We start from the raw sequence: 13,508 nt of genomic DNA on the forward strand, positions 1-13,508 counted from the left end.
GAAGTCACTCCCCCACAGCCGAGGACGACACCGCGCCCACCGGCGCCACACGCGCGAACCCGCCGTCCACCATCAGGTTCGCCACCGTCTCCAACTCCGGCGGATTACCCGCCAGCCGCGACAGGAAGACATCGAAGTCGTCCCCGCACGGCAGCAGCAACCGCTCCACCCGCTGAGCCGGCGGCAGCGACGGATCCACGTCCCGCGCATCGTCGTACGCGCAGAACCACACCGACCCGATCCGCTCGCCCTTCACCTTCACGGCCAGCAGCCCGCCCTGGACGAAGGCGATCCCCAGGTAGTCCTTGGTCAGATGATCACGCAGACACTTGTTGACGTACACCAGGTCATTGACGGCCGCCTCGTCGCGCACCGTGAAGAACGGCTGGTCCACCAGCAGCCCCAGCTCCGCGTCCAGCGCGGCACCCACCGGCGCACAACCCCCCGCAGCCTTCAGAAACGACCGGTACGCACCCGGCAGCCGGTAGCCGAGGTCCTCCTCGACCCCCTGCACCTGCGACTCCGTCACCGCCACACCCGACTTCGGCAACCCGAAGTGCGCCGGACGCGTCTCCTGCAACGGCCGCGTGCCGCGCTTGCCGTGGTCGACACCCGACGTGGCCACACCACCGTGATGCCGCAGCAACGCCTTCACCTCGACCGGAACCAGCTCCAGCCGCCGCGAGCCCACCGCGTGGTGCCACGTCCAGCCGTGCGGCGTCGCCACCGCCGGCACCGTGTCCCACAACTCGTGCCCGGACGCCGCCAGCGCCGAGTTCGCCGACACGTAGTCCGTCAGCCGCAACTCGTCGACACCGAAACCCTCCGGCGGCTCCGCGATCTCCGCCGCCGCACGCGCGTAGGGCGAGAAATCGGGGTAGCCACGCTCATCGACCCGTACCCCTCTCGGGTGACGGGCCGCCCGGACCGGATCCGGGAAATGCACGACCTGCCCGGCGTAGGCCGCGTTCGGCGGCGCGGCTCGCTCCCCGAGCCGACCTGTCGTCATGGCGGTTGCCCCCTGCGGCACTCTGTACGACCCGTATCGACCACCTTCGGCGTACTACGGCCCGTATCGACTGTCACTGCACCCGCCGACCGCGGATCACCCTCCGGTTCACTGCATCGATCCCCGAACGGATCACCGCACGGCCCGCGGTGCCGACAGCCTATGCGGTACCGCGACAGCGGTCACCGGCACCGGTCAGCGGCCCCCTCCCCTTCCGTGACCAGGCGTCACCCCACCGTGACACCACACCCCGGTACGGGCGTGTCACCCCGCCCCAGCTTCCGCACCAGCCACGGCATTTGGCAGTCTGTGACCCCCGGGGGGATGCACGGAGGGGAAGACGACCATGAACGCGACGCAGACGGGACCGCACACCGGCAGGTCCGCCGACCCACGAAACGGCGACCCCCGAGCCGGCACCCCGCACACCGCCGACCCACACACCGCCGACCCACACACCGGCGACCCCAGAGGCGGCGACCCCCGCATCGGCTGGAGCGCCACCGCGGCCGCCCACGCCCCCGTCCTCCACCACCGCCGCGACGGCATCCTCCCCACCGTCGCCGCCGCCCTCTCCGTCCGCGGCACCACCCTCACCGGCACCGCCGCCCGCGGCGACACACCCCCCGCCCTGCACCCCCTCGTCCAGGACTTCCTGGACACCCTCACCAGCGCCCAACGCGACCGCTTCACCGGCCGCTGCGCCGAAACCATCCTCATCTCCCGCCACATCGCCGCCGCCGACACCGCCCGCAGCAAACGCGCGGCACGCAAACCCATGACCAACGGCGAAGCCCGCAAAGCCCTCAAGCAGGCCAAACTCACCGCCCGCCGCATCCGCGAGGACGGCGACCCCCTCCACGGCAGCTTCGCCACCCCCTGCCGCGCCTGCACCGCGCTCAGCGCCCACTTCGGCGTCCGCGTGGTCGACCCGACGGCGACCACCGGCTGACACACACCGAGGCCACCCCACACGCTCGACACCACGTCGACTCACCTCGACGAGACAAAAGGGCAGATGCACACCGACCGCACCTCCACCACCCGCTTCGCCGTCCCCGTCGACGCCGCCCTGCGCGCCGCCGGCTGGCAACCCGGACGCTGGGACATCAAACAGGCCGAGATCTGGGCCGACGCCCTGCGCGACCACGCCTCACCCGCAGGCCACCGCCACAGCGTCTTCCCCGCCGCCGTCGAAGCCTGGGCCGAATTCGGCGGCCTCCACATCACCCCCACCGGCCCCGGCCGCCAGGTCGCCCCCGCCACCCTCCACCTGGACCCCCTGCACGGCCTCCACATGGCCCGCACCCTCGGCGACCTCGGCCGCGCCCTCGGCACCGAGGTCTGCCCACTCGGCGCCGACACCGACCAACAGGGCCTCCTCGCCATCGACACCGACGGCCGCGTCTACACCCTCGACCACACCGGCGACTGGTACCTCGGCCCCGACATCGACCAAGCCCTCTCCACCCTCATCGCCGGCACCGAACCCGTACGCCTGACAGCCGGCTGACCCCGAACCGCACCACAACGGCAGGGCCACGGCATCGGCTACGACGCCGGAATCACCGCAGACACCCGAAAACCCCCCGCATCCGTCGGCCCCGACACGAACACCCCACCCAGAGCCGACACCCGCTCCTTCATCCCCACCAGCCCGTTCCCCCCGGACGGCAACCGAGCCGACGACGCCGCCTCCTCCGGCGGCTCGTTCTCCACCTGCATCGCGATCTCCGACACCCGATGCGCCAACCGCACATACGTCTTCGCACCCGCCGCGTGCTTGTGGACGTTCGTCAACGCCTCCTGCACCACCCGGAACGCCGTCTGCTCCACCTCCGGCGCATACGACCGGACATCCCCCTCCACCGACAGCGCCACCACCATCCCCGCCGCAGCCGACTGCCCCACCAACTCCTCCAGCTCCGCCAGACACGGCCCCTCGTCATCCGCCGCCCGCGAAGCCGCCGCCGCCGCGGCCACCCCCACCGCCGCCAACGGCACCGACGCGGCAGACACCCGCCGCTCCTCCCCACCACTGCGCAACACCCCGAGCATCTCCCGCAACTCGGTCAACGCCTGCCGCCCCATGTCCCCCACCAGCGCCGCGTTCTTCACAGCCTTCTCGGGATCCTTCCGAGCAACAGCCTGCAACGCCGCGGCATGCACCACCATCAGACTCACCCGATGCGCGACCACATCGTGCATCTCCCGCGCGATCCGCGTCCGTTCCTCGTTCCGGGCCCACTCCGCCCGCTCCTCCGCCCGCTCCGCGAGCAACTGAAGCTCCCGCTCCAGACTGTCCGCACGCTCCCGCAAGCTCTCCATCAGACGCCGCCGCGCCCCCACGTACAGCCCCAGCAGCACCGGAGGCGCCGTGAACCCCAGCGACATCGTGATCGCCGCGAAGGGCACGAACCAGTCCCCCAGGTCCAGATCCCCCCGCACCATGTCCTGCTGCGTCTTCACGAACGTCACGATGAGCGTCCCCACCAGCGACATCCCCGCCAGCGAACCGATGATCCGCCGGGGCAGCTCGCACGCGGCGAGCGTGTACAGGCCGACCACACCCATCAGGAAACCCATCTGGGCCGGCGTGATCGCGATCGAGACCAGCACCACGGCGATCGGCCACCGCCGCCGCACCAGCAGCACGGACCCCGCGAGCAGCCCGAAAACCATCCCCGCCACGACCGGGATCCCCGCGTCCCTCGCGAACGGAATCCCCTCCAGCCCGCACTCCAGCGCGGACACCACGGCCAGACTCACATCGAACACGGCACTGCGCCGTCTGCCCCACCACCACGGCCCTCCCCGGGCCGTCACATGGTCTTCCCCCGTCGCGGTCATGGCTCCAGCCTACGGGCGCCCGCCGCCGGTTTTCCGATGAGTTTCCCGGACTGGCCTACACCACACTCCGTGACCGTTCGGACTCCATACCACCCGATATCCCTCGAACTGCTGAATCGCTCACCGTTCGACCCCGGAGGCCTCCATTCCGCCCGGACGGTATGCGTATGACACATGCCAACGGCAAATACGCCGACTTCGAGGGGCTCCGGGATCGGGCCGTGGCCCTGCGACGCGCAGGCCTCAGCCGACGCCAGATCCGCGACCGGCTGCACGTCGACAACAACGACATCCTCAACCGCCTGCTGGAGGGCGAACCGCCCCCGGCCTGGACGAAACGCCCGAACGCGAAGGACGACCTGCGCGAGAAGGCGAGGGAGCTCCGACTCCAGGGCTGGACGTACGACCAGATCCAGGTGGAGCTGGGGTGCTCGAAGAGTTCGATCTCGCTGTGGGTTCGGGATCTGCCACGGCCGGAGCGTCGCGCTCCGGCCGAGCAGGCGAAGCTGGCGGCGCAGCGGAGGTGGGAGCACGAACTGGCGGTACGCGACGAGGAACGGCAGCTGACAAAAGAGGCCGCCAGAAGGGCGATCGGTGAGCTCTCACCCCGGGAGCTGTTCCTGGCAGGCGTCGTCCTCTACTGGGCCGAGGGCGCCAAGGACAAAGCCCACGGCCGGCAACGCCGCGAGGTTCTCCAGTTCATCAACAGCGACCCGAACGTCATCCGTTTCTACCTGCGCTGGCTCGAGTCGTTGAACGTCAAGCCCGAGCGCCTCCGCTTCCGCGTCTACATTCACGAGTCGGCAGACGTAGCGGAGGCCGAGGCCTACTGGGCCGGGCTCGTCGGCGTGGATGCTTCGACCTTCCAACGCACCACGCTGAAGAGGCACAACCCGAAAACCGTGCGCAAGAACGTCGGCGATTCCTATCGAGGCTGCTTGGCCATCTACGTAACGAGGAGCGCCGACTTGTATCGTCGCATGGAGGGCGCCTGGTACGGCATAGTAGGAGGCGCCACTCGGCGACCCGACTAAATGTCCGGTTTAGCCGAGGTTATTCCCCCGTGGTGTAATTGGTAAGCACTGTGGCTTTTGGTGCCATCTGTCCGGGTTCGAGTCCTGGCGGGGGAGCCCATGCTCGGTTCGGGCCCTGACTGATCGCCCCTGTCGGGGCCCGCACCCATCCCCCCACAAAACCCCCCGGTATCCTGCGGATGAAACCCCTCCCCATCCACAGCCGAAGGGCATCCCGTGAGCGCCAACCGCCCGGCAGCCGTCGTCGTTCTCGCAGCGGGTGAGGGCACCCGTATGAAGTCGGCCACACCCAAGGTCCTGCACGAGATCTGCGGCCGCAGTCTCGTGGGGCATGTGCTCGCCGCCGCAGGTGAGCTGAACCCCGAGCACCTGGTCGTCGTGGTCGGCCACGCCCGGGAGAAGGTCACCGCGCACCTCGGTGACATCGCCCCGGACGTCCGCACCGCCGTGCAGGCCGAGCAGAACGGCACCGGGCACGCCGTACGAATGGGCCTCGAAGAGCTCGGCGGGTCCGTCGACGGGACCGTCGTGGTCGTCTGCGGGGACACTCCCCTGCTCAGCGGTGCCACCCTGCGGGCCCTCGCCGCCACCCACTCCGCCGACGGCAACGCGGTCACCGTACTGACCGCCGAGGTGCCGGACGCGACGGGGTACGGGCGGATCGTCCGTGACGACGCGACCGGCGCGGTCACCGCCATCGTCGAGCACAAGGACGCCTCCGACGCCCAGCGGTCGATCCGTGAGATCAACTCGGGTGTGTTCGCGTTCGACGGCCAGCTGCTGGCCGACGCGCTGAAGAAGGTGCGGACGGACAACAGCCAGGGCGAGGAGTACCTGACCGATGTGCTGGGGATCCTGCGCGAGGCGGGTCACCGGGTGGGCGCGTCGGTGGCCGGCGATCATCGTGAGATCGCCGGTATCAACAACCGTGTGCAGTTGTCCGAGGCCCGCCGGATCCTCAACGACCGGCTGCTGACCGAGGCGATGCTGGCCGGTGTGACGGTGGTCGACCCGGCCACGACCTGGATCGACGTCACGGTCACGTTCGAGCAGGACGCCGTCGTCCACCCGGGTACGCAGCTGCACGGTGTCACGCACCTGGCGGAGGGCGCCGAGGTGGGGCCCAACTCCCGGCTGACGGACACCCGGGTCGGGGCGGGCGCGCGTGTGGACAACACGGTGGCCGTGAGCGCCGAGGTGGGTCCGGAGGCGTCGGTGGGGCCGTACGCGTATTTGCGTCCGGGGACCCGGCTGGGTGCGAAGGGCAAGATCGGTACGTACGTGGAGACGAAGAACGCGACGATCGGGGAGGGGACGAAGGTGCCTCACCTCTCCTACGTCGGTGACGCGACGATCGGTGAGCGGACGAACATCGGTGCCGCGAGCGTCATCGTGAACTACGACGGTCAGGACAAGCACCACACGACCATCGGGTCGCATTGCCGCACGGGTGCGGACAACATGTTTGTGGCGCCTGTCACGGTGGGGGACGGTGCGTACACCGCCGCCGGGTCCGTGATCACGAAGGATGTGCCGCCCGGTTCGCTGGCTGTGGCCCGTGGTCAGCAGCGGAATATCGAGGGTTGGGTGGCTCGTAAGCGTCCGGGGAGCGCGGCGGCGAAGGCGGCCGAGGCGGCTTCCCGGGAGTCGGCTGACGAGGGCTGACCGGAAACCGGTGCTACAAACACGGCGTACGGTGATAAGTGCATACCCGCACCCCCACCAGCTGAGACAGCCTCTCGCAAGCCGGCTGAGAGGTCTTTCGAGCTGCGAAACCTCTGAGGAGAACGTGCTGTGACCGGGATCAAGACGACCGGCGAGAAGAAGTTGATGTTCTTCTCCGGCCGCGCCCACCCCGAGCTTGCCGAGGAGGTCGCCCAGCAGTTGGGTGTCGGGGTCGTCCCGACGAAGGCCTTCGACTTCGCGAACGGCGAGATCTATGTGCGCTATCAGGAGTCGGCGCGTGGCGCCGACTGCTTTCTGATCCAGAGCCACACGGCTCCGATCAACAAGTGGATCATGGAGCAGTTGATCATGATCGACGCGCTGAAGCGTGCGTCGGCGCGGTCCATCACGGTCATCGTGCCGTTCTACGGTTACGCGCGGCAGGACAAGAAGCACCGGGGACGTGAACCGATCTCGGCGCGTCTGATCGCGGACATGATGAAGACCGCGGGTGCGGACCGGATTCTGACCGTGGATCTGCACACGGACCAGATCCAGGGTTTCTTCGACGGTCCGGTGGATCACCTGTTCGCGCTGCCGTTGCTGGCGGACTACGTGGGCGCCAAGGTCGACAAGGGCAAGCTGACGGTGGTGTCTCCGGACGCGGGCCGGGTGCGCGTCGCGGACCGCTGGTGTGACCGGCTGGGTGCGCCGCTGGCGATCGTGCACAAGCGGCGGGACAAGGATGTCGCGAACCAGGTGACCGTCCACGAGGTCGTGGGTGAGGTCGAGGGCCGGGTGTGTGTCCTGGTGGACGACATGATCGACACGGGTGGGACGATCTGTGCCGCGGCGGACGCGTTGTTCGCGCATGGTGCGGAGGACGTGATCGTGACGGCGACGCACGGTGTGCTGTCGGGTCCGGCGGCGGACCGGCTGAAGAACTCGCGGGTGGGTGAGTTCGTGTTCACGAACACGCTGCCGACGCCGTCGGAGCTGAGCCGGGATCTGGACAAGATCTCGGTGCTGTCGATCGCGCCGACGATCGCGAGTGCGGTGCGTGAGGTGTTCGAGGACGGTTCGGTGACGAGCCTGTTCGACGAGCAGTAGGTCCCGGGCGGGGTCCTTCTGTAGATCCTTTTGGGTGCGGCCTCCTGGTCCGAGTAGACTGCTTCAGTTGCTCGGCGAGGGAGGCCGTTCCCGTTGTGGGATGCGGTGGTCCGTTATCGACGCGCTCTTCGTAGCAGGCCGTTCGTGGCCGGGTGACCACGTCCGTTTTTCTCCCTCTACGAGGAGTGACCATGTCCGAGGTGAAGATCTCCGCCGCGACGCGCACCGAGTTCGGCAAGGGTGCCGCGCGCCGTATCCGTCGTGAAGACAAGGTTCCGGGTGTCCTGTACGGGCACGGTTCCGACCCGCTGCACGTGACCCTGCCGGGTCACGACCTGCTGATGGCGCTGCGTACGCCGAACGTCCTGATCGCGCTGGACATCGACGGCAAGACCAAGGAGCTGGCGATCCCGAAGGCCGTGCAGCGTGACCCGCTGAAGGGCTTCCTGGAGCACGTGGACCTGCTGCTGGTGAAGCGCGGCGAGCAGGTCAACGTGGACATCTACGTCCACACGGAGGGCGAGCTGGCCCCGGGCGGCTTCCTGCTGGAGCACGTGCTCAACGCGCTGCCGGTCGAGGCCGAGGCCACTCACATCCCGGAGTCCGTGACCGTCTCGATCGAGGGTCTGTCGGCCGGCGACTCGATCCTCGCCAAGGACATCACGCTGCCCAAGGGCACGACGCTGGCCGTCGAGGAGGACACCGTCGTCCTTCAGGTCCTGGCCGCGCAGGCCGAGGAGGCCGTGGAGGGCGAGGCGACCGAGGGCGAAGAGGCCGCCGAGGCCTGATCCTCACCGTCGTCGTTTCGTCGGCCGCTGTTCCCGTGCGGAGCAGCGGCCGACGCGTATGAAGGAGACATGGACGTGACGACCGATGCCGCCGCTCCCTGGCTGATCGTGGGGCTGGGTAATCCGGGGCCGGAGTATGCGGGGAACCGGCACAACGTGGGCTTCATGGTGGCCGATCTGCTGGCGGATCGGGTCGGGGGGAGGTTCAAGCGGGCCGGGCGGGCGCAGGCGCAGGTGGTCGAGGGGCGGATCGGGCCGCCTGGGCCGTTGAATCGGCGGGTGATCGTGGCGAAGCCGATGTCGTACATGAATCTGTCGGGTGGGCCGGTGAACGCGCTGCGGGATTTCTACAAGGTGCCGGTGGCTCATGTGGTGGCGATTCATGACGAGTTGGACATCGATTACGGTGTGCTGCGGCTGAAGCTGGGTGGCGGGGACAACGGGCACAACGGGCTGAAGTCGATGACGAAGGCGTTCGGTTCGGAGTATCACCGGGTGCGGTTCGGGATCGGCCGGCCGCCGGGGCGGATGCCGGTGGCGGATTTCGTGCTGAAGGATTTCTCGTCGGTGGAGCGCAAGGAGCTGGACTACTTCGTGGACCGGGCGGCGGATGCGGTGGAGTGTCTGGTGATCGAGGGGCTGGAGCGGGCGCAGGGTACGTACAACTCCTGACTTGTCGCCCGCCGAGGTTGACGGGTGGTTCAGGCATGGCCAATGATCCCGGCCATGCCTGCCTCTGCCGCCTCCTCTCGCCAGGCCTCGGTCACCGTGCTGCGGTTCGGGCGGTTGGCGGCGATGGGTACGGTCGCGGTGCTGATCCTGATCGCGGGTGTGTGGGCGTCGTGGGGTACGGCGCAGCACGTGATGCTGACGAAGGGCCGGGAGAGCGGCACGGTCGAGGTGACGCGGTGTGGTCCGGACACGTGTACGGGCCGGTACAGGCCGTTGTCGGAGGGTTCGCAGCCGCGGGCGCGGGTGGTCCTGGAGAAGTCGGTCGCGGTGGAGAAGGGCCGGACCTACACGGTGGTCCTGAAGCCCGGCAGTGATGACGCGGTCCGTTCGGGTCCGGCCGGGGTGCTGTACGCGTGGATTCCGCTGGGTGGTGCGCTGTTGCTGGCGTCGGTGGTGGTGGCGGGTGGTCTGCGGCGGACGCGGTGGGCGTGGGTGTTGGCGTTGTCGGGTGTGGGGTTGCTGACGGCGGCTTTCGTGGTTGTTTGAGACGCCCTGGGCGTTCTCCCCTTCTGTGGTGCGACCGAGCGTTGTGTGTTCGTGATTGACCTGGCTTCGGGCGGGGCTGGAAGCTGAGCCGCCCCCTCCACATCTTCCCGGTCACTTCTCGAAGATGGACTGCCTGCCCATGCGAACCCTCCCCCGCCTCGGCGCCGTCTGCGCCGCTGCTTCCACGGTCCTGCTGCTCGCTCCGGTCGCCCAGGCCGCCCCTCCCGGCGACAACGGCACGGTCAAGATCCATGACGCGTCGACGGGTGAGGAGCTGCGTCGCAACGAGCCGCATGTGTGCGCCTTCTATCTGGACGCCTTCGGTTTCGACGGCGGTCAGCAGGTCGACTGGCACATCGATGCCATTCCTCCGAGTGAGAACAAGGGGGAGACGGTCGAGTCCGGCTCGCTGACGCTGGACGGGGAGGGTCACGGCCGTACGGAGGATCTGTCGCTGCCGGACGGGCACTACAAGCTGTTCTGGAACTTCGACGGTGAGAAGGGCGCGGCCAAGCACAAGGTGTTCTGGGCGGACTGCGAGGACGAGCAGGAGCCGGGTGGTTCGACGCCGTCCGGGTCGCCTTCCTCGTCGCCGTCGCCCGGGGCGTCCGAGTCGCCGTCGGGCGAGCCGGGAGCGTCGGGGTCGCCGAGTTCGCCGAGTTCGCCGGCCGGTGCGGGTGGGGTGGCGTCCTCGTCGCCGTCTCCGCGGGGCGGTGCCGACGGTGATCTGGCCGAGACGGGCAGCGGGGTCCCGGTGGGTGTGCTGTCGACCGTGGCTGCGGCGCTGGTCGGGGTCGGCGGGTTCCTGGTGGTCCGGCGCCGGAGGTTCGGCCGCGGCTGACGTGGAACGCGCCGTGCCCCCGGGCCCTGTACGGGCTCGGGGGCACGGTCGTGTCCGGGGGTCGGTTCAGCCGGTGTTGCGCAGGCCGGCCGCCACGCCGTTGACGGTGAGGAGCAGGGCGCGGGAGAGCAGCGGGTCGGGCTGTTCGCCGGCGCCGGCGGCGTCGCGCTGCCGCTTGAGCAGGGCGACCTGGAGGTAGGAGATCGGGTCGAGGTAGGCGTCGCGGATGGCGAAGGTCTGCTTGAGGACGGGCGCGGCGTCGAGGAGTTCCTGTTCGCCGGTGACGCGCAGTACTTCGCGCACGGTGAGTTCGTGTTCGGCCTTGATGGTGTCGAAGACGTGCTTGAGCTCGTCGGGGACGAGGGTGTCGACGTAGTGCTGGGCGATCCGCAGGTCGGTCTTGGCCAGGGTCATCTCGACGTTGGAGATGAAGTTGCGGAAGAAGTGCCACTCCTGGTGCATCTCGTCGAGGACGGTGTCGAGGCCTGCTTCGCGCAGTGCCTTGAGGCCGGAGCCGACGCCGAACCAGCCGGGGACGATCTGGCGGGACTGGGTCCAGCCGAACACCCAGGGGATGGCGCGCAGGCCGTCGAGCGAGACGCCGGAGCCGGGTCGGCGGGAGGGCCGCGAGCCCAGGTGCAGGTCAGCGAGCTGGTCCACCGGTGTCGACGCGAGGAAGTACGTCGGCAGGTCGGGGTCCTCGACGAGGCGGCGGTAGGCGGCGTGGGCGGCGTCGGAGACGACGTCCATCGCGGCGTCCCAGCGGGACAGGGCCTCGACGGACTGGCGGGGGGCGGTGTGCAGGGCGGAGGCCTGGAGGGTGGCGGCGACGGTGAGTTCGAGGTTCTCGCGGGCCAGGGACGGGATGAGGTACTTGTCGGAGATGACCTCGCCCTGCTCGGTGACCTTGATCTCGCCTTCGAGGGTGCCCCAGGGCTGGGCGAGGATGGCGTCGTGGGTGGGGCCGCCGCCGCGGCCGACGGTGCCGCCGCGGCCGTGGAAGAGGCGGAGGCGGACGCCGTAGCGGTGGGCGACGTCGCGCAGGCGGCGCTGGGCGCGGTGGATCTCCCACTGGCTGGTGGTGATGCCGCCGAACTTGGAGGAGTCGGAGTAGCCGAGCATGACCTCCTGGACGTCCCCGCGCAGGGCGACGAGGCGCCGGTAGGACGGGTCGGACAGCATGTCCTCGAGGATGGTGTCGGCGGCCTTGAGTTCGTCGGTGGTCTCCAGCAGCGGCACGATGCCGATCTTGGCCCAGCCGGCGTGGAGGTCGATGAGGCCGGCCTCGCGGGCGAGGACGGCGGCGGCGAAGACGTCGTCGGCGCCCTGGCACATGGAGATGATGTACGACTCGATGACCTCGGGTCCGAAGACTTCCAGGGCCTTCTTCACGGTCTGGAAGACGCCGAGGGTCTTTTCGCCGGGGGCGTCGACGGGTGCCGGGGTGGGGGCGAGCGGCCTGCGGGAGCGGAGTTCCTTGGCGAGGAGCTTGGCGCGGTAGTCGCGGGGCATGTCGGCGTAGCGCCAGGATTCCTCGCCGAGCCGGTCGAACAGCTGGCCGAGGGCGTGGTGGTGGGCGTCGGCGTGTTCGCGGACGTCCATGGTGGCGAGCTGGAGACCGAAGGCGGCCAGGGTGCGGATGGTGCGGGCGAGACGGCCGTCGGCGAAGAGGCTGCCGCGGTGCTCGCGCAGGGAGCTCTGGATGATCCGCAGGTCGGCGAGGAGTTCGGCGGTGCCGAGGTAGTCGCGGCCGGGCCGGTGGGCGGTGCCCTTGGCGAGGCGCTTCTTGGTGTTCTCCAGCTTCTGCCGGATGCAGGTGGCCTTGAGGCGGTAGGGCTCTTCGGCGTTGAGGCGCTTGTAGCGGGGGCTGATCTCGGGGAGGTTCTCCAGGTCGGTCTGGAGGGAGGTGAGCAGTTCCTCGGTGGCGCCGGCGTAGCGGATGGAGTTGGACAGGAAGCCGCGGAGTTCGTCGATCGTCTCCAGGGCGTCGTTGATGCCGTGCTCGTGCTGGAGGATGAGGACGTCCCAGGTCACCTGGGGGGTGACGTTGGGGTTGCCGTCGCGGTCGCCGCCGATCCAGGTGCCGAAGGTGAGGGGGCGGGTGTCGTCGGGGAGCTTGACGCCGGCGCGCTCCAGCTCGGCGGTGAGGTCCTCGAGGACGTCGCCGACGGCGCCGGCGTGGAGTTCGTCCAGGTAGTAGATGGCGTTGCGGGCCTCGTCGGCGGGCTCGGGGCGGACGACGCGCAGTTCGTCGGTCTGCCAGACGAGGTCGATGTTCTCGGCCAGCCGGATGTCGAGGCGGCGGCGGTCGGACTCGATGACGGGGGTGTCGAGGAGGGCGGCGACGCGCCGGAGCTTGTTCAGGACCGAGCGGCGTGCGGCTTCGGTGGGGTGTGCGGTGAACACGGGGCGCACGTTGAGGTGGCGCACCGTTTCGCGCAGGTGTTCGGGGTCGGCGTCCTTGAGCCGGTCGGCCGTACGGGCGAGGAGTCCGCCCTCGGCGGCGCGGCGGGCGCGCAGCTCGCGGCCGCGGTGCACCTGCTCGGTGACATTGGCCAGGTGGAAGTAGGTGGAGAAGGCGCGGACCAGCTTGGCCGCGGTGTCGAGTTCGGTGCCGCGCAGCAGCTCGGCGGCGGCCTCGCCGTCCTCACGGGTGAGGCGGCGGACCTTCTCGACCAGGTCCAGGAGCTCGGGGCCCTCCTGCCGGACGAGGGTCTCTCCGAGGAGGTCACCCAGTCGGCGGATGTCGGCACGCAGCTCACTGCTCGTCGTCGTGGTCTGGTCGTCGGCACTGCTCACAGGTGCGGCTCCTTGCAGTGTTGAAGCTCGTCTGGGAGGGGAACCCGGACGGCGTCTCGCGCGGCGGGCGCCGCATACGGGCCGGACATCCGGGAAGAAATCAGAGCGGACCGCGCTGTCCGACCGACTCCAGGATAGGTGTCGGCGGGGACGCGCAGGCTCTCGGGCTCTTGCCGCCGGGCGGCGCGCTGCCA

Annotated in this window: 12 protein-coding genes and 1 tRNA gene; 10 read left to right on the plus strand and 3 right to left on the minus strand. The window is 69.4% G+C overall.

Features of this window, described 5'->3' with window-relative positions:
- Positions 1 to 4: 4 nt before the first annotated feature.
- Complete coding sequence (locus ABZ016_RS11985; protein ID WP_356916437.1) at positions 5 to 1,009, minus strand: SMI1/KNR4 family protein; 1,005 nt, start codon at positions 1,007 to 1,009, stop codon at positions 5 to 7.
- 346 nt (positions 1,010 to 1,355) lie between these two features.
- On the opposite strand from ABZ016_RS11985, the gene ABZ016_RS11990 reads away from it, so the two are divergent.
- Positions 1,356 to 1,961, plus strand: a complete 606-nt coding sequence (locus ABZ016_RS11990; RefSeq protein ID WP_356916438.1) for a YwqJ-related putative deaminase — start codon at positions 1,356 to 1,358, stop codon at positions 1,959 to 1,961.
- Between the two features lie 66 nt (positions 1,962 to 2,027).
- Entirely contained in the window at positions 2,028 to 2,522 is a 495-nt protein-coding gene (locus ABZ016_RS11995; protein ID WP_356916439.1) for an SUKH-3 domain-containing protein, read from the plus strand.
- Positions 2,523 to 2,560: 38 nt separating this feature from the next.
- Here the strand turns inward: ABZ016_RS11995 and ABZ016_RS12000 are convergent, their stop codons facing one another.
- Positions 2,561 to 3,859 (minus strand): histidine kinase, encoded by a 1,299-nt coding sequence (locus tag ABZ016_RS12000; protein ID WP_356916440.1) that lies wholly within the window; start codon positions 3,857 to 3,859, stop codon positions 2,561 to 2,563.
- A 167-nt stretch (positions 3,860 to 4,026) separates the two neighbouring features.
- Here ABZ016_RS12000 and ABZ016_RS12005 point away from each other — a divergent pair, with 167 nt between their 5' ends.
- The 8 genes from ABZ016_RS12005 (at position 4,027) to ABZ016_RS12040 (ending at position 10,515) form a co-directional block, all read left to right on the plus strand.
- On the plus strand, positions 4,027 to 4,893 hold the full coding sequence (locus tag ABZ016_RS12005; RefSeq protein ID WP_356916441.1) for a hypothetical protein: 867 nt from the start codon (positions 4,027 to 4,029) through the stop codon (positions 4,891 to 4,893).
- Between the two features lie 23 nt (positions 4,894 to 4,916).
- Positions 4,917 to 4,989, plus strand: a tRNA-Gln gene (locus ABZ016_RS12010).
- Positions 4,990 to 5,109: 120 nt separating this feature from the next.
- Complete coding sequence (glmU, locus tag ABZ016_RS12015; protein WP_356916442.1) at positions 5,110 to 6,558, plus strand: bifunctional UDP-N-acetylglucosamine diphosphorylase/glucosamine-1-phosphate N-acetyltransferase GlmU; 1,449 nt, start codon at positions 5,110 to 5,112, stop codon at positions 6,556 to 6,558.
- 129 nt (positions 6,559 to 6,687) lie between these two features.
- Positions 6,688 to 7,668 (plus strand): ribose-phosphate diphosphokinase, encoded by a 981-nt coding sequence (locus tag ABZ016_RS12020; RefSeq protein ID WP_356916443.1) that lies wholly within the window; start codon positions 6,688 to 6,690, stop codon positions 7,666 to 7,668.
- 191 nt (positions 7,669 to 7,859) lie between these two features.
- On the plus strand, positions 7,860 to 8,456 hold the full coding sequence (locus ABZ016_RS12025) for a 50S ribosomal protein L25/general stress protein Ctc (RefSeq protein WP_356916444.1): 597 nt from the start codon (positions 7,860 to 7,862) through the stop codon (positions 8,454 to 8,456).
- A 69-nt stretch (positions 8,457 to 8,525) separates the two neighbouring features.
- Positions 8,526 to 9,128, plus strand: coding sequence for an aminoacyl-tRNA hydrolase (gene pth / locus ABZ016_RS12030; RefSeq protein ID WP_356916445.1), 603 nt, complete (start codon positions 8,526 to 8,528; stop codon positions 9,126 to 9,128).
- A gap of 54 nt (positions 9,129 to 9,182) precedes the next feature.
- Entirely contained in the window at positions 9,183 to 9,674 is a 492-nt protein-coding gene (locus tag ABZ016_RS12035) for a hypothetical protein (RefSeq protein WP_356916446.1), read from the plus strand.
- A gap of 139 nt (positions 9,675 to 9,813) precedes the next feature.
- Complete coding sequence (locus ABZ016_RS12040) at positions 9,814 to 10,515, plus strand: hypothetical protein (protein ID WP_356916447.1); 702 nt, start codon at positions 9,814 to 9,816, stop codon at positions 10,513 to 10,515.
- A 66-nt stretch (positions 10,516 to 10,581) separates the two neighbouring features.
- On the opposite strand, the gene ppc is transcribed toward ABZ016_RS12040, so the two are convergent.
- Positions 10,582 to 13,314, minus strand: coding sequence for a phosphoenolpyruvate carboxylase (gene ppc / locus ABZ016_RS12045; protein WP_356916448.1), 2,733 nt, complete (start codon positions 13,312 to 13,314; stop codon positions 10,582 to 10,584).
- Positions 13,315 to 13,508: the final 194 nt, after the last annotated feature.

Source organism: Streptomyces sp. NPDC006372 (assembly GCF_040612515.1).
GTDB lineage: Bacteria > Actinomycetota > Actinomycetes > Streptomycetales > Streptomycetaceae > Streptomyces.